Genomic DNA, 14,399 nt, shown 5'->3' on the forward strand with positions numbered 1-14,399 from the left:
CAGGTGATCACATACGCCAGGGAGGCAGATATGACGGACCGCGTCGAGGTGTTCTACTCGCTGCAAAGCGATTACTGCTATGCTTTGCTGGATCGGCTCCTGGGCCTACGGGACCAGGAGATCGGTGTTGTGATCCGTCCAATCCTTGGCGGTCTATTGCGCTTGGCTGAACGCTACCGGGATCGCGACGCGCTTGAGCACTCCTGTTTTGAACGGGACACCAGGCGTATCGCTGAAATGCTGGGGCTGCCTCGCGCCCATCCCGATCCTTCCCCCAGTCAATTGGCCCCCGGATCGCCCTGGATCGCCGAGTCAGAACAGCCGCTCAACCGCTATCTGAACCGGCTTTATGTCCGTGCGGCGCAGGTCGCAGTGACGTTACAGATCCGGCAGCCGACGAACGGTTGCCCGGTGCCGAGATAATACAGATGACTTGCCGAAATACGGCGATTCTGCCGAAGACACCCGCCGTTGTGGCGGCGGGCGGACAAACATGAAAAGGACAATCTCATGAGTTTTGACGAAGACCTGTTCCTGAAAGGCCTGGAGCAGCGCAAAGCGACGCTGGGCGCGGAATATGTGGAAAAGAATCTGGCCGCAGCGGATGATTTCACCCGCCCGTTTCAGGAGGCGATGACCGCCTGGTGTTGGGGGTTTGGTTGGGGCGATGATGTGATCGACCCCAAGACCCGTTCAATGATGAACCTGGCGATGATCGGTGCATTGGGCAAAATGCACGAATGGGAAATCCACTGCAAAGGCGCGCTGAACAACGGCGTGACCAAAGAAGAAATTCGCGCTATTATTCATGTGGTTGGTATCTATTGTGGTGTTCCGCAGTCGCTGGAATGTTTTCGCGTGGCCCGCAAGGTGCTCGAAGAGCGCGATCTCTTGTGATTGCGCAGCGTCGCCGCGGCAAAGGTCGCGGCGACGCTTTTTTGGACCGGATATTGCCCCAGGAGCTGCTGCGTTCAATCGGGCAGGGACACTGGGATGTCCTGGACCAGACGACCATCCTCGCGGGAAAATATCAGAATTCTGTCGTCATGCGTCACCACGGCGAACCAGGTTGCGCCCTGGGTAAAGGCCTGCGCCCGTGTCCCATCGGGCAGTACGATCTGATCGGGCAGAGCCATCTGTGCCGGGCCTGATTTCAGGCGGGTGACAAGCAGACCGACGACGACTACAACGCCGACAATCATCACGGCCGTCAGAACGGTCACCAGTACCCGTAGAAACCGAAGGTTGGCCGGCAATTCCGGCTGAGGAGAGTCGTCCATGACAACCACGCGCGTTACGTTTCAGATCGCGGAAAACCCGCCTGGTCGTCTTGATAAGGCGCTTTCGCGGGATGTGCCAGAGGCCGCAACCCTGTCACGGACCCGGTTGGCCCGGTTGATCGACCAGGGGGCGGTTTTGATCGATGGACAGGTGGCCAGCGACCCCAAGGCCAAAGTGGCCGAAGGGGCCCAGGTCGAAATCACCATCCAACAGGCCGAAGACAGCCACATCGGCCCCGAAGATATCCCGTTGGATGTGGTGTTTGAAGATGATGACCTGATTGTGGTCAATAAACCGGCGGGTATGGTGGTACACCCTGCGCCGGGGTCTCCGAACGGGACTTTGGTCAATGCTCTTTTGCATCATTGCGGGGATGATTTGTCCGGGGTCGGCGGGGTCAAACGCCCCGGTATTGTGCATCGGATCGACAAGGAAACCAGCGGATTGCTGGTAGTGGCAAAATCGGATGCCGCCCATCAGGGACTGGCGGATCAATTTGCGAAACACACGGTCGAACGCTATTACCGGGCCATCTGTTTTGGGGTGCCCGATGCCAATGATCCCAGGTTGCGCGGGGTCAAGGGGGCCAATTTTGAGTCCGGAAACATCCTGCGGATCACCACACAGTTGGCACGCCACAAGACGGATCGCCAGCGCCAGGCCGTTCTGTTTCAGGGCGGGCGCCATGCGGTGACCCGGGTTCGGATTGTGCAGCCGTTTGGCACACCGCATGTTGCGACTTTGGTTGAATGCTGGTTGGAAACCGGCCGCACCCATCAGATCCGTGTGCATATGGCCCATGCCGGGCATGGTTTGATCGGGGATCCTGTTTATGGCGGGCGGCGCAAATTGGCAGCCAAATCGCTGCCACAGCCTGCGTTGGACGCCATTCAGGCGTTTCCCCGTCAGGCGCTGCACGCTGCGGTTCTGGGCTTTGTGCATCCTGTCAGCGGTGACTCCTTGCGGTTCGAAGCGCCGTTGCCCGAGGACATGCGTGCGTTGCTGGCTGTGATGGGGCAGGGCTGAAGCTGTAACCAAATGCACATCTGCGCGAGGTTTGGATGTGTGCCTTTTCCTAATTTTTCTTTAACGCAATACTGATACCACCCCTTGAAAGGGGCGAATTGCTGACCCATATGGAATGATGTTAAGTCCTTAAACATTGGGAGGGACAGCCGAATGGCCAATTATGCAAACCTGCCTGCGCCGACACCGGAAGGTGGATTGAATCGCTATATGCAGGAGATCCGCAAGTTTCCGCTGCTGGAGCCGGAAGAGGAATACATGCTGGCAAAACGCTGGGTCGAAGAACAGGACACCCAGTCTGCGCACAAGATGGTGACATCACACCTGCGGCTCGCCGCCAAAATTGCGATGGGCTATCGCGGCTATGGGTTGCCGCAGGCCGAAGTGATTTCCGAGGCGAATGTCGGGTTGATGCAGGCCGTAAAACGGTTTGACCCCGAACGCGGTTTCCGACTGGCCACCTATGCCATGTGGTGGATCCGGGCGTCGATCCAGGAATATATCCTGCGGTCCTGGTCGCTGGTGAAAATGGGGACAACCAGTGCCCAGAAGAAGCTGTTTTTCAACCTGCGCAAGGCCAAGGCCAAGATTGGTGCCTTGGAAGAAGGCGATCTGCGCCCCGAGTCGGTCAAACGGATCGCAACCGATTTGGGCGTGACCGAAGCCGAAGTGATCAGCATGAACCGGCGGATGTCCGGTGGCGATGCGTCGCTGAACGCCATGGTCGGCTCCGAAGGCGACAGCGCCATGCAATGGCAGGACTGGCTGGAAGACGAGGATGCGGATCAGGCGGGTGATTACGAGGCCAAAGACGAGCTGGACGCGCGCCGCGAACTGTTGGCACAGTCGCTTTCTGTTCTGAATGATCGGGAAAAGGATATTCTGACCCAGCGCCGTCTGGCCGAAAAGCCGCAAACGCTCGAAGAATTGAGCACGCAGTATAATGTCAGCCGCGAACGGATCCGTCAGATTGAGGTCCGGGCCTTTGAAAAACTGCAAAAGAAGATGCGCGAGCTTGCGCAGGCCAAAGGTATGTTGACGTCGGCCTGACCGCAGGAAGCCTGAACACCCCAAAGCCCCGGACAAAAATCCGGGGCTTTTTTGATGCAGACTGCTATTTGAGTCGGGCCATCAGGACCCGAACCATATTTTGACCTGCGACTTTGCGGATCTGGGTGTCGCTCATCCCCTGATCCAACATTGCCTGGGTCAGCGCCGCCAGCTCTGATGTATCAAATCGGGTAGCGACAGAGCCGTCGAAATCCGACCCAAGCGAAACGTGATCTTCGCCCACGACCGAAATTGCGGTTTTGATGGTTTTTGCAATCCCGGCCGGACTGTCGTCACAGGTGACATCTGCCCAGTACCCAATACCGATCACGCCGCCTGTGGCTGCGATCTGGCGCATCAAATCATCTGGATAATTGCGTTTCACCGGGCAATGCGAATACACGCCGGTGTGGCTGACGACGATGGGTATGTCAGTCATCCCCAGAACATCGCGGGCCACCTGGGGGCTGGAATGGGCGATATCCAGAATCAACCCGCGATCCACCACCTGCCGGACCACGTCGCGTCCAAAATCCGAAAGGCCGGTGTTGCCATTCCCGTGCAGCGAGCCGCCCAACGCATTGTCAAAAAAATGGTGCAGCCCAATCAGGCGATACCCGGCATCCTCAAGCGTTTGCAGGTTTTCGATCTTCCCCTCCAGCGGATGGGCACCTTCGGTGCCCAGAATGCCACCGACCACTTGCTGGCCTTGTTCGCGGTCGTTCAACAGAGTTTCCAGATCTGACCGCGATCTCAGAATTCGCAGGGTTCCGCCCGATCGGGTTTCAAAATCCGCCAGGCGTTCGGCCTGATACAATGCGCGTTGCAACAGGGACCCCCAGGTGCGTATCGGCCACAGCTGGCCAACAGCCAACAGGGTAATGTTGTCCATCGCATCGGTTTCATTGTGATCGTAATTCTGACCGGCAGGGGATTTGGTCACCGCAGTAAAAACCTGCAATGCGACGTTGCCTTCGATGAGACGTGGGATATCGACCTGTCCCCTGGTACCGCGTTGGGTCAGGTCCCGGTTCCACAGCAGCGGGTCGGCGTGCCAGTCCCCGATCACCATACTGTCGTGCAGGGCCTGTGCCGACGTGGAGATCGGGTAAGGATCATGTGGTTTGACGACATTTCGGCTGCGTTCAACGTAACCGGGGGCAAAGGCGAAAAAAACTCCTGCCAGCAAGAGGATCACCGCCATCAGTCGGCCCAGCCATTTTCCAATCCTGCGCATGTACCTATTCCTTGATCTGCCTCGGTGTCAGGCTAGGGGAGTGGCCGGATCCGACAAAGCATAACGTCGCTACCCCTTTGCAACTTGGGATCGCAACGCTAAATTGCGTGATCGGTGCAGGTTATGTCCGGAGGATGTTATGGCAGGTGGATGGGCCCGGGATGGGGCGGTGAGCGAACAGATCGAGGCGTCGATCTCGGACGAATTGGCCCGGATGCAGGCGAAAAAACGCCCCGTGGGGGCGAGCCTGAGCCACTGTGCCGAATGCGAGGAACCGATCCCCGAAGCCCGCCGTCAGGCCATCCCCGGTGTAAAGCTGTGCATTGAGTGCATGCAGGAACGCGACGCCAGCGTTCAGGCGCGTGGGGGTATCAATCGGCGTGGATCCAAGGATAGTCAGCTAAAATAGGATCAGGCTTGGTCATGACACAGGGGGAATAGCTGCAATTCATTTGTCTATTTGGACTTGGTGTCCTGCGCTGCGACCAGATTCTGGGTCAGTTTCCTCAATCCAAATACGAGCGACTGAAGGTCCCCGATTTTCATCCCAGTTCCTGCGATCATACAGGCAGTAATGTCTGCCGCGTGGTGTTTCAGCTCGCGCCCGCTCTGTGTCAGACGCACAAAAACCTGACGTTCGTCTCGGAGGCCACGGTGGCGCGACACATGGCCCAAGGACTCCAGCCGTTTGATCAATGGCGTCAGTGTGCTGGATTCCATCATCAATTGCTTGGCCAGCTGGCCGACGCTTTGCCCGTCGGTTTCCCATAACAGGGTCAGGGTAATATATTGTGGATAGGTGAGCCCAAGAGGTTTCAGCAGGGGCGTATAGGCCCTGTTTATGACGTGCGCTGCATTGTAGGTCGCAAAACAAAACATGTCATCGGCGTATTCAGGAAGAGGATGTGACATTCGGACTCGGTTAATTACGTGCAGATTAGATCGTGCACGATTTTAGCAGATTGACAGCGCATGACAAAATTATTTAGTTGTTGGATGAAAATAATCGTGCACGATTTAATTGGAGGAAGTTATGTCCTGGTTACCGACACTCATCACCGATACACCTGAGCAAGGTTATGAAATTGCTATAAAAATGTCCCGGATGGCGGTAAAAATGACGCAACCGGATGATGCTGCACGCAGCAAAATGCGTCAAGATTATTCAAACAATGCGGAGAGTTTGATCATGTCGTCGCACGTCGTGGCCACGAATTTTCAGACCGTAGCTCAAGCCAATGATTTTTGGCGTCGCTAATCGTTTGGGAGCGTTTTGACCGGAAACTCAGCTGTTGTCGCATGAGCTGCGGGTGTGATTGTCATTTCCAAACTGTGCAAGCGCCCAACAAGGACGCTTGCAGGTTTGTTTGAATGATCAGTCTTCCATCGCTTCCAGTTCGTCAATGAACCCTGAAATCATCGACAACCCTTTGTCCCAGAACGTCGGATCCGACGCATCCAGACCAAAGGGGGCCAACAGTTCCTTGTGGTGCATCGACCCGCCTGCGCGCAGCATGTCGAAATACTTGTCCTCGAACCCTTCGGCACCCGAGGCATAAACCGAATACAAGGCGTTCACCAAGCCGTCGCCGAACGCATAGGCGTAGACATAAAACGGCGAATGAACAAAGTGCGGGATATAGGCCCAGAAGGTTTCATAGCCTTCCATGAATTCGAACGCTTCGCCCAAGGATTCCGCCTGTACTGACATCCACAATGCATTGATGTCATCCGGGGTCAGCTCACCTTCGGCGCGTGCGGCGTGCAATTTGCATTCAAAGTCATAAAAGGCGATCTGACGCACAACCGTGTTGATCATGTCCTCGACCTTGCCCGCCAACAGGATCTTGCGCTGCTCCTGGGTTTCGGCCGCATCCAACATCTTGCGGAACGTCAGCATTTCACCAAAAACAGAGGCAGTTTCAGCCAATGTCAGCGGCGTAGACGACAGCATTTCGCCCTGATCTGCGGCCAGAACCTGGTGGACACCATGGCCCAGTTCATGGGCCAATGTCATCACATCGCGCGGTTTGCCCAGGTAATTCAGCATCACATAGGGATGCACGTCGGTGACGGTCGGGTGGGCGAACGCACCTGGTGCCTTGCCCGGTTTCACGCCGGCATCAATCCATCCCTTCGAAAAGAACGGAGCCGCGATTTCGCCCATACGCGGGTCAAAAGCCGAATACGCATCCATCACCAGCTTTTCGGCCTCGTCCCAGCCAACGACACGGCTGTCTTCCATAGGCAGCGGCGCATTGCGGTCCCAGACCTGCATGACGTCCAGACCCAGCCATTTTCGCTTCAACTCATAGTAGCGATGCGACAGCTTGGGGTAGGCGGCAACAACCGCTTCGCGCAGCGCTTCGACCACTTCGGGTTCCACGTCATTGGACAAATGGCGCCCCATTTGCGCCGACGGCATACCGCGCCAGCGATCCAGGATTTCCTTTTCCTTGGCCTGGGTATTGTGCACTCGGGCAAAGGTTTTGATGTTGTCCTGAAACACCCCTGCCAATTCGCGGCTGGCGGCTTCGCGTTTGCTGCGGTCCTGTTCTGTGAGCAGGTTCAGCGTGCCTTCGATGTTCAGTGTCTCGCCATCAACGGTGAATTCGAGCCCGGCGATGGTTTCGTCGAACAACCGTTCCCACGCATCTCCAACTACGCCCAGATCGTGCAGGAATTTCTCCAGCTCGTCGCTGAGCTGATAAGGCTTCATGGCGCGGATGCGGCGAAATACGGGTTCATAGCGGGCCAGATCAGTGTTGCTGGCGAAATGAGCGGCCAGAACATCGTTTTCGATCCGGTTGAGTTCCAGCGTAAAGAACACCAGCGGGGTGGTGAAGATAGTGATCTTCTCCTGCATGTCGGACAGGAATTTGGCCCGGTCTGCGTCTGTTGTCAGCTGGTAATAGCGCAGGCCTGCATAGGACATGATACGTCCGGCAATGGCGTTGATCTTTTCGTTTCGCAGCACACAGTTCAGCAAGCCATCCGCATCCAAATCTGCGAGCTTTCCTTCGTAATCCACTGCAAACGCGGAACATTCCGATTCCAGCCATTCGAGATCACGGGTCAGCTCCGGGGCGTCTTCACCGGGGTACAGGTCGCTCAGATCCCATTCGGGCAGACTGCCGAGACCGTCAGAGCCTGAGCTCGCATTGGCGTCGCGAACGGGAAAGGGAAGCTGGAACATGGATTACCTCATCTGATTGTTGCCCAACATCTATGTCGGGCTCCAGGAGATCACAAGCGGGGGAAGGACCACAATTTCAGGATGGACTGCACGATCCATCGCGGCGGTCAGGATTGACCGTATGCGGTGAAATGCGCGGCCATCTTGTCAAAGATCGGCTGTCGCATCTTTGGCGTTTCGAGCATGACTTCGTGTTCGCCGCCGTCGATCAGATCCAGCGTGCCCTTGGCCCAACTGTTCATGCGGTGGTGAATTGCACCTGTGTCAACGATCCGTTCGTTGCTCCCCAGAAACGTCAGGCAGGGCATCTCGGGCGCTGGCCGTTTCGCCAGGGCACGGCATTCGCGAACGCCTTCGCTGAACCAACGGATGGTCGGTCCGCCCAGCACCAGATCCGGATGCGATTTGAGCTGGGTCTGCATCATGGCAAACATGTGAGGATCGGTTGTCAACGTATTGTCTTCGAACGGGTTTGACAGGACATACGCCTGTCTCGAGGTCGTGGGAACAAGACGATTCCCTATGCCAATCATAGGACCAAAGGCTGTCATGAAATTGCCCAGCGGACGCATGGCAGCGGACATCTGAATGCCCCACATGGGTGCCGAGAAACAGCAAGAGGCAACCGGGAGCCCCTCATATAGCGCGCGCAAACCGATGGCACCGCCCATGGAATGGCCAACCAGATGCCAGGGGCGGGGCAATTGCAGCTCCGTGGCCCAGTCCAGGGCGGCTGTCACGTCCTGCTGGTAATCTGAGAATTGCTTTACGTGACCCAGATTGCGATCGGGCAACAGCCGATCCGCCAACCCCTGGCCGCGCCAGTCAACAGCCAGCGTTGCAAGCCCGCGCAGGGCCATTTCGCGCGCAAAATCCCCGTATTTTTCGATATATTCCGTGCGCCCGGGAAACATCAGGACCGTGCCCTGATCCGCGTTTTCCGGGGTCCAGGCCCCAACGCGGATCCGCACGCCGTCAGATGTTTTCACCCAGGACGCACATCCACCGTCGGGGCCACCGGCCACATCAGCAAAGAAAGGAGCCGGTGACGCAGTCATCAGGCAAGCGCCGAAGCAAGCTGCATCGCGATGCCCATATCACCGTCAACCGTCAGCTTGCCGGTCATGAATGCGCTGGTCGGGTTTAGCTCTCCGGTCAGGATCGCCTGAAAGGTTTCGGTATCCGCGCTCAGCGTGACATCCGCATCATCGTCGCTGACCCGCGCCCCATTGGCATCCAGCACAATGGTGCCCAGATCTGCAATGGCAAATTTCGCCGACGCGTCAAAGCCGCTGGCGCTGATCTTTTCGTTCAGTTCGGCTGCGGCCTGTTCAAGAATATCGCTCATCTCATTCCTCTGGTTTGTCAGCAGTGTAGAGGCACAGATCCGTGACTGGATTTTGGTGCATTTCACGCTACAGTGACGCCTAACATGGATATACGGCTAACAAATCTCAAAGGTATCGTGGCGGCAACCGTCATTGTGCTCACAATTTCGGGTGGAACGCAGGTTTTTGCTGAATCCGAGGCCGATCTTTTGGCTGAACTGGCTCAGTCAGACCCCAAGGAGGCCATCGGACTGGAGCGTGAGCTGAAGGCGCTGTGGGGCAACAGCGGTTCGCCAGCGATGAATCTGCTGTTGAAACGGGGTCGTGATGCCTTGGAACGGGGCGACACCCGCGAAGCGATTGAACATTTCACGGCCTTGACCGATCACGCACCGGATTTTGCCGAGGGATGGAATGCACGAGCATCGGCCTTTTACGACTCCGGGCTGATTGGCCCGGCTTTGGCTGATCTGGAACGTGCGCTGTATCTGAACCCCAACAATTACGATGCGATTTTTGGTCTGGGAGTAATATTTGAGCAGTTCGGTGACAGTTCGCGCGCCTATGCCGCCTATTCCCGGGCTCAGGCTATACATCCCCATCACGACGAAGTAACCAAAGCCCTGGAACGCCTGAAGCCCGAGGTTGAAGGCGAAGAATTGTAGGCCACCTTTTGCCTGAGCAATCAGGACGGGGACATCAGGGGCAATCATGACCGGATCTTCGCGAATCGCAGCCGTTTTGGGGCCGACCAATACAGGCAAGACCCACTATGCCATCGACCGGATGTTGGGATACCGCACTGGTGTCATCGGTCTGCCGCTGCGCCTTTTGGCGCGTGAGGTCTATGACCGGATTGTTGCCATTCGCGGCCCATCCATTGTGGCGCTGGTCACCGGAGAGGAGCGCATCGTGCCGCCGCGAACCCAGTATTGGGTCTGCACCGTCGAAGCGATGCCAGATGGTATGGGCGCTGATTTTGTGGCCATTGATGAAATTCAGCTCTGCGCCGACCCGGAACGCGGACATGTTTTTACCGACCGGTTGTTGCGGGCACGCGGCACCCACGAGACGCTGTTTCTGGGCTCTGACACCATGCGCGGCCCGATTTCGGCGCTGGTACCACATGTGGAATTTCTGCGTCGCGACAGGATGTCGCAGCTGGTCTATACCGGGTCCAAGAAGATCTCGCGCATGCCGGCCCGCAGCGCCATTGTCGGGTTTTCGGTCGACAACGTCTATGCCATCGCCGAATTGATCCGCCGCCAAAAGGGGGGCGCAGCCGTGGTCATGGGGGCGCTCAGCCCGCGCACCCGCAATGCTCAAGTGGCGCTCTACCAAAACGGCGAGGTCGATTATCTGGTGTCCACAGATGCCATCGGCATGGGGCTGAACCTGGATATCGATCATGTGGCGTTTTCTTCGACCAGCAAATTTGACGGGCGCCGGATGCGCCCATTGGCGGCCAATGAGCTGGCCCAGATCGCTGGCCGGGCAGGGCGTGGTATGTCGGACGGCACCTTTGGCGTCACGGGCGAAGCGCGTCCCATGGACGATGGGCTGGCCGAGGCGATCATGGAGCATCGGTTTACCCCGTTGAAGAAGCTGAACTGGCGGTCCAATGCGCTTCAGTTCGGCTCGATCGAAGCGCTGATCGGCTCGCTCGAAGCGGCCCCCACCGGCGACCATCTGACCAAAGCCCGCGAGGCCGACGATCTGCGAGCTCTGAAACTGCTGTCGCGCGAAACCAATGTGATGGCCCGTGCCAGCGATGGAACGTCAGTCCGGCTTTTGTGGGATGTCTGCCGAATCCCGGATTTTCGCGGGATTAGTGCAGGTGAACATTCCAACCTTTTGGGGATCATTTATGACCATCTGCATCAGCGTGGCGGGATTCCTGACGATTGGATGGCCCGCCAGATCAAGCAGATCGACCGCAAGGACGGTGATATCGACACATTGTCGAAAAGATTGGCATTTATCCGCACGTGGACATATGTCGCGCAACGGAACGGTTGGGTTCGTGACGAAAGCCATTGGCGTAATGAAACACGCGCTGTAGAAGACAGGTTGTCAGATGCCTTGCATGAGCGTCTGACTCAGAGATTTGTGGACCGGCGCACCTCAGTGTTGTTGCGGCGGCTCAAACAGAAGGAGGCCCTTTTGGCCGAAGTAAATGACAAGGGTGAAGTGACCGTCGAAGGAGAATTCGTCGGTCGTTTGGAAGGGTTCCGGTTTAGCCCGGACAAATCTGCACAAGGGGCCGAGGCAAAAGCCTTGAAATCGGCGTCTTTGCAGGCATTGGCACCGCAATTCCATCTGCGTGCCGATCGATTCTATAACGCACCAGATACCGAAATCGATTTCACCGAACAGGGTGGCCTGATGTGGGGCGAACATGCGGTGGGCAAGCTGGTTGCTGGCCCTGACGCGCTGAAACCCCAGATCGACGTCTTTGTGGACGAGGCTGCGGGCGAAGATGTTGCACAGAAGGTGGAGCGCCGTCTGCAGCACTTTATCTCGCGCAAGATCGCGGCGCTGTTCGAACCGTTGCAGAACCTTGAAAAAGACGAGGCGCTGACCGGTCTGGCACGTGGGTTTGCCTTCCGCATGGTCGAGGCACTGGGCGTTTTGCCCCGCGCCGACATTGCGCAGGAGGTCAAGGACCTGGACCAGGACGCCCGTGCAGCCTTGCGCAAACACGGGATCCGGTTTGGTCAATTCACCATCTTTATGCCGTTGCTGTTGAAGCCCGCACCGACCCGGTTGCGTTTGGTTCTGTGGTCGCTGGTTCAAGGTTTGGACATCTTTCCCGAATCGCCACCTCCGGGTCTGGTTACGGTTCCTTCCGTTGCCGATGGTCCCAAGGGCTATGACACCATGAGCGGCTATCGCGTTGCCGGCGAACGGGCGATCCGTATCGACATGCTGGAACGTCTGGCCGACATGTTGCGCACCGAAGACAGCCGTGGCGGGTTTGAGGCCAAGCCCGACATGCTGTCGATCACCGGCATGACGTTGGAACAATTCGCCGACCTGATGCAGGGGCTGGGATATCGCGCTGAAAAGGGCGAGCGGGAAAAGGTGAAGGCCGCGCCTGTCGAAGCCAAAGCCGCTGAAGCCGCACCTGTCGAAGCTGCTCCTGAGAGCACTGAACAGACCGCAGCTGACGCGACATCCGAGGCTGACGCCGCCGCACCGGCTGACATTCCTGCCGAAACCGCACCTGTCGAAGCGGAGGCCGCCGAAGCTGCGCCTGCGGAACCCAAGGCACCGGGTGAACCTTCGGTCGAAAACCAGACCGAAGCCGCCGAACCGGCCGAACCTGAGATCGAAGTGTTCTATACCTTCACCTGGGGTCGGACCCGTCAGGGCGGCAACCCACGTGGCCAGCGTCGTGATGCGGCTGGCGCCGGTAAAGGTGCCGGGAACAAACCACAAGGCAAAGGTCGCCCCCGTGGTGGCAAACCTGATGGTAAACCACAGGGCCGCAAGGGAGGCCGCCCGCAACAGCAGGGGGCCAAGACCTTCTCTTCGCGTCCACCCAAGAAGGAAAAGGCCATCGATCCCGACAACCCATTCGCCGCTGCGCTGATGGGGTTGAAGGACAGCAAGTGACCTGAACCATGTCCGAAGCCGCTCCAAAGCTGAGGATAGACAAGTGGCTGTGGCATGCGCGGTTTTTCAAAACCCGCAGCCTGGCCGCAAAACAGGTCAGCGGTGGCCATGTCCGCCTGAATGGTAGCAAAACACTGAAACCGGCCCAATCCGTTGGGCCGGGAGACGTTTTGACCTTTGCTCAAGGAAATGTGATCCGCGTGGTCGAGGTCAAAGCAGTGGGAACGCGACGCGGACCCGCGCCCGAAGCCCAAGAATTATACCTGGATCGCACACCAAAACAGGAAAAAACTCCGCAAAATCCCAGATACGAAGGAAAAGGTCGCCCGGACAAGAAAGAACGTCGTGCGCTCGATCTTTCCCGACGTGATGGGCGGCCATGACATCTTGAAGTGGCGCGCAGTCTGATTTAGCTAGGCGCTCAAACCATGATTACGGGACTTGGCTCATGACTTATGTCGTTACGGATAACTGCATCGGCTGCAAATACACCGACTGTGTCGAAGTGTGCCCGGTGGATTGTTTTTATGAAGGCGAGAACTTTCTGGCGATCCATCCGGACGAATGTATCGACTGTGGCGTATGCGAGCCCGAATGCCCGGCTGATGCCATCCGCCCCGACACAGAGCCGGATATGGATAAATGGGTTGAATTCAACCGCAAGTATTCGGAACTTTGGCCGGTGATCGTGTCCAAGAAGGATCCGCTGCCCGACGCCGAAGCGCGCGACGGCGAAGAGGGCAAGCTGGAATCGATCTTTTCCGAAGCGCCGGGCGAAGGCGGCTGATCTGATTCGCACATCCTGTGCAGGCGCTGTGATATACCCTGAATCCATATTGGAATTTGGGGTGTATGACGTTGATTTCACATAGAAATGCCCCGGTTTACCTAACGTCCGCTTTCGAAGGGGTGTAATTTGTGCTATATTGGCTGCGTAAATACCATCTCTGATCGGTTCACACCCCGCCGAAACTCGCGCTAGGGGTGGCTTTTTTTTGCGAAGACCCTGACAGACGGGACTGATGATTGGTTCCGAATGGCGGGTTTGTCGCCTGCGGCCCCGGACCGAGTGGGACAATGACCATGATGCAAGGAAAGACCTGAATGACCAAATCCAAGAAGCTCGATTTCCGCCCTAACGAATATGTGGTTTATCCGGCGCATGGCGTGGGCCAGATCATTTCGATCGAGGAGCAGGAAGTCGCCGGCTTCAAGCTGGAACTGTTCGTCATCACCTTTGAAAAGGACAAGATGACCCTGCGGGTGCCCACGAACAAAGCCACAGAAATTGGCATGCGCAGCCTCAGCTCGCCGGATGTCATCAACCAGGCGATGAAAACGCTCAAGGGCAAGGCCAAGGTCAAGCGGGCCATGTGGTCGCGTCGCGCACAGGAATACGAACAAAAGATCAACTCCGGTGATCTGATTTCCATCGCTGAAGTTGTCCGCGACCTGCACCGCACCGACGATCAGCGTGAGCAAAGCTATTCCGAGCGTCAGCTGTATGAAGCGGCGCTGGAGCGTCTGACTCGGGAAGTGGCAGCCGTTTCTGGTGACGACGAAATCTCTGCGGCCAAACAGGTTGATGAGGTTCTGACTTCGCGTGCAGCAGCAGCAGCCTAACACCTAGCGCCACTGGTGGGGGCGACAGTCGTGTCAGTCT

Annotated in this window: 17 protein-coding genes; 11 read left to right on the forward strand and 6 right to left on the reverse strand. The window is 57.3% G+C overall.

Features of this window, described 5'->3' with window-relative positions:
- Positions 1-30: 30 nt before the first annotated feature.
- Positions 31-423 (forward strand): hypothetical protein, encoded by a 393-nt coding sequence (locus QEZ52_RS11065; RefSeq protein WP_406644408.1) that lies wholly within the window; start codon positions 31-33, stop codon positions 421-423.
- Positions 424-510: 87 nt separating this feature from the next.
- Positions 511-897, forward strand: coding sequence for a carboxymuconolactone decarboxylase family protein (locus tag QEZ52_RS11070; RefSeq protein ID WP_406644409.1), 387 nt, complete (start codon positions 511-513; stop codon positions 895-897).
- A gap of 74 nt (positions 898-971) precedes the next feature.
- Here the strand turns inward: QEZ52_RS11070 and QEZ52_RS11075 are convergent, their stop codons facing one another.
- Positions 972-1,280, reverse strand: a complete 309-nt coding sequence (locus tag QEZ52_RS11075) for a DUF6476 family protein (RefSeq protein WP_406644410.1) — start codon at positions 1,278-1,280, stop codon at positions 972-974.
- On the opposite strand from QEZ52_RS11075, the gene QEZ52_RS11080 reads away from it, so the two are divergent.
- A complete protein-coding gene (locus QEZ52_RS11080) occupies positions 1,279-2,307 on the forward strand; it encodes an RluA family pseudouridine synthase (protein WP_406644412.1) in 1,029 nt (342 codons plus the stop codon). The two genes, QEZ52_RS11075 and QEZ52_RS11080, sit on opposite strands and share 2 nt — an antisense overlap.
- A gap of 153 nt (positions 2,308-2,460) precedes the next feature.
- Positions 2,461-3,357 (forward strand): RNA polymerase sigma factor RpoH, encoded by an 897-nt coding sequence (rpoH, locus tag QEZ52_RS11085; RefSeq protein WP_406644413.1) that lies wholly within the window; start codon positions 2,461-2,463, stop codon positions 3,355-3,357.
- Positions 3,358-3,421: 64 nt separating this feature from the next.
- Here rpoH and QEZ52_RS11090 read toward each other — a convergent pair whose 3' ends face one another.
- Positions 3,422-4,594: a dipeptidase gene (locus QEZ52_RS11090; RefSeq protein WP_406644414.1), complete on the reverse strand. Its 1,173-nt coding sequence runs from the start codon at positions 4,592-4,594 to the stop codon at positions 3,422-3,424.
- Positions 4,595-4,733: 139 nt separating this feature from the next.
- Here QEZ52_RS11090 and QEZ52_RS11095 point away from each other — a divergent pair, with 139 nt between their 5' ends.
- Positions 4,734-5,003: a DksA/TraR family C4-type zinc finger protein gene (locus QEZ52_RS11095; RefSeq protein WP_406644415.1), complete on the forward strand. Its 270-nt coding sequence runs from the start codon at positions 4,734-4,736 to the stop codon at positions 5,001-5,003.
- A gap of 47 nt (positions 5,004-5,050) precedes the next feature.
- Here the strand turns inward: QEZ52_RS11095 and QEZ52_RS11100 are convergent, their stop codons facing one another.
- The gene (locus tag QEZ52_RS11100; RefSeq protein WP_406644416.1) at positions 5,051-5,506 is read right to left on the reverse strand and encodes a MarR family winged helix-turn-helix transcriptional regulator; all 456 of its coding nucleotides are present in this window, start codon (positions 5,504-5,506) and stop codon (positions 5,051-5,053) included.
- 121 nt (positions 5,507-5,627) lie between these two features.
- Between QEZ52_RS11100 and QEZ52_RS11105 the strand changes: the two genes are divergently transcribed.
- Positions 5,628-5,852: a hexameric tyrosine-coordinated heme protein gene (locus QEZ52_RS11105; RefSeq protein ID WP_406644417.1), complete on the forward strand. Its 225-nt coding sequence runs from the start codon at positions 5,628-5,630 to the stop codon at positions 5,850-5,852.
- Positions 5,853-5,969: 117 nt separating this feature from the next.
- Here QEZ52_RS11105 and QEZ52_RS11110 read toward each other — a convergent pair whose 3' ends face one another.
- From QEZ52_RS11110 to QEZ52_RS11120, 3 genes are all read right to left on the reverse strand, one after another.
- Entirely contained in the window at positions 5,970-7,790 is a 1,821-nt protein-coding gene (locus QEZ52_RS11110; RefSeq protein ID WP_406644418.1) for a M3 family oligoendopeptidase, read from the reverse strand.
- 107 nt (positions 7,791-7,897) lie between these two features.
- Positions 7,898-8,848, reverse strand: coding sequence for an alpha/beta hydrolase (locus QEZ52_RS11115; protein WP_406644419.1), 951 nt, complete (start codon positions 8,846-8,848; stop codon positions 7,898-7,900).
- The gene (locus QEZ52_RS11120) at positions 8,848-9,138 is read right to left on the reverse strand and encodes an SCP2 sterol-binding domain-containing protein (RefSeq protein WP_406644420.1); all 291 of its coding nucleotides are present in this window, start codon (positions 9,136-9,138) and stop codon (positions 8,848-8,850) included. Before QEZ52_RS11120 ends, QEZ52_RS11115 begins: the two co-directional genes overlap by 1 nt.
- A gap of 84 nt (positions 9,139-9,222) precedes the next feature.
- Here QEZ52_RS11120 and QEZ52_RS11125 point away from each other — a divergent pair, with 84 nt between their 5' ends.
- From QEZ52_RS11125 to QEZ52_RS11145, 5 genes are all read left to right on the forward strand, one after another.
- Entirely contained in the window at positions 9,223-9,783 is a 561-nt protein-coding gene (locus tag QEZ52_RS11125; protein WP_406644421.1) for a tetratricopeptide repeat protein, read from the forward strand.
- 46 nt (positions 9,784-9,829) lie between these two features.
- A complete protein-coding gene (locus QEZ52_RS11130) occupies positions 9,830-12,736 on the forward strand; it encodes a helicase-related protein (protein WP_406644422.1) in 2,907 nt (968 codons plus the stop codon).
- Between the two features lie 8 nt (positions 12,737-12,744).
- Positions 12,745-13,119: an RNA-binding S4 domain-containing protein gene (locus tag QEZ52_RS11135; protein ID WP_406644423.1), complete on the forward strand. Its 375-nt coding sequence runs from the start codon at positions 12,745-12,747 to the stop codon at positions 13,117-13,119.
- Positions 13,120-13,184: 65 nt separating this feature from the next.
- Positions 13,185-13,523: a ferredoxin family protein gene (gene fdxA, locus QEZ52_RS11140; RefSeq protein WP_406644424.1), complete on the forward strand. Its 339-nt coding sequence runs from the start codon at positions 13,185-13,187 to the stop codon at positions 13,521-13,523.
- Positions 13,524-13,840: 317 nt separating this feature from the next.
- The gene (locus tag QEZ52_RS11145) at positions 13,841-14,359 is read left to right on the forward strand and encodes a CarD family transcriptional regulator (RefSeq protein ID WP_406644425.1); all 519 of its coding nucleotides are present in this window, start codon (positions 13,841-13,843) and stop codon (positions 14,357-14,359) included.
- The last annotated feature ends 40 nt before the right edge of the window (positions 14,360-14,399 follow it).

Source organism: Aliisedimentitalea scapharcae (genome assembly GCF_045277565.1).
Classification (GTDB): domain Bacteria; phylum Pseudomonadota; class Alphaproteobacteria; order Rhodobacterales; family Rhodobacteraceae; genus Aliisedimentitalea; species Aliisedimentitalea scapharcae.

Coding starts and splice junctions, on each gene's coding strand:
- fdxA (WP_406644424.1), top strand. CDS start 13,185: ATGACTTATGTCGTTACGGATAACTGCATCGGCTGCAAATACACCGAC.
- QEZ52_RS11120 (WP_406644420.1), bottom strand. CDS start 9,138: ATGAGCGATATTCTTGAACAGGCCGCAGCCGAACTGAACGAAAAGATC.
- QEZ52_RS11115 (WP_406644419.1), bottom strand. CDS start 8,848: ATGACTGCGTCACCGGCTCCTTTCTTTGCTGATGTGGCCGGTGGCCCC.
- QEZ52_RS11080 (WP_406644412.1), top strand. CDS start 1,279: ATGACAACCACGCGCGTTACGTTTCAGATCGCGGAAAACCCGCCTGGT.
- QEZ52_RS11135 (WP_406644423.1), top strand. CDS start 12,745: ATGTCCGAAGCCGCTCCAAAGCTGAGGATAGACAAGTGGCTGTGGCAT.
- QEZ52_RS11090 (WP_406644414.1), bottom strand. CDS start 4,594: ATGCGCAGGATTGGAAAATGGCTGGGCCGACTGATGGCGGTGATCCTC.
- QEZ52_RS11065 (WP_406644408.1), top strand. CDS start 31: ATGACGGACCGCGTCGAGGTGTTCTACTCGCTGCAAAGCGATTACTGC.
- QEZ52_RS11100 (WP_406644416.1), bottom strand. CDS start 5,506: ATGTCACATCCTCTTCCTGAATACGCCGATGACATGTTTTGTTTTGCG.
- QEZ52_RS11070 (WP_406644409.1), top strand. CDS start 511: ATGAGTTTTGACGAAGACCTGTTCCTGAAAGGCCTGGAGCAGCGCAAA.
- QEZ52_RS11095 (WP_406644415.1), top strand. CDS start 4,734: ATGGCAGGTGGATGGGCCCGGGATGGGGCGGTGAGCGAACAGATCGAG.
- rpoH (WP_406644413.1), top strand. CDS start 2,461: ATGGCCAATTATGCAAACCTGCCTGCGCCGACACCGGAAGGTGGATTG.
- QEZ52_RS11145 (WP_406644425.1), top strand. CDS start 13,841: ATGACCAAATCCAAGAAGCTCGATTTCCGCCCTAACGAATATGTGGTT.
- QEZ52_RS11130 (WP_406644422.1), top strand. CDS start 9,830: ATGACCGGATCTTCGCGAATCGCAGCCGTTTTGGGGCCGACCAATACA.
- QEZ52_RS11125 (WP_406644421.1), top strand. CDS start 9,223: ATGGATATACGGCTAACAAATCTCAAAGGTATCGTGGCGGCAACCGTC.
- QEZ52_RS11105 (WP_406644417.1), top strand. CDS start 5,628: ATGTCCTGGTTACCGACACTCATCACCGATACACCTGAGCAAGGTTAT.
- QEZ52_RS11075 (WP_406644410.1), bottom strand. CDS start 1,280: ATGGACGACTCTCCTCAGCCGGAATTGCCGGCCAACCTTCGGTTTCTA.
- QEZ52_RS11110 (WP_406644418.1), bottom strand. CDS start 7,790: ATGTTCCAGCTTCCCTTTCCCGTTCGCGACGCCAATGCGAGCTCAGGC.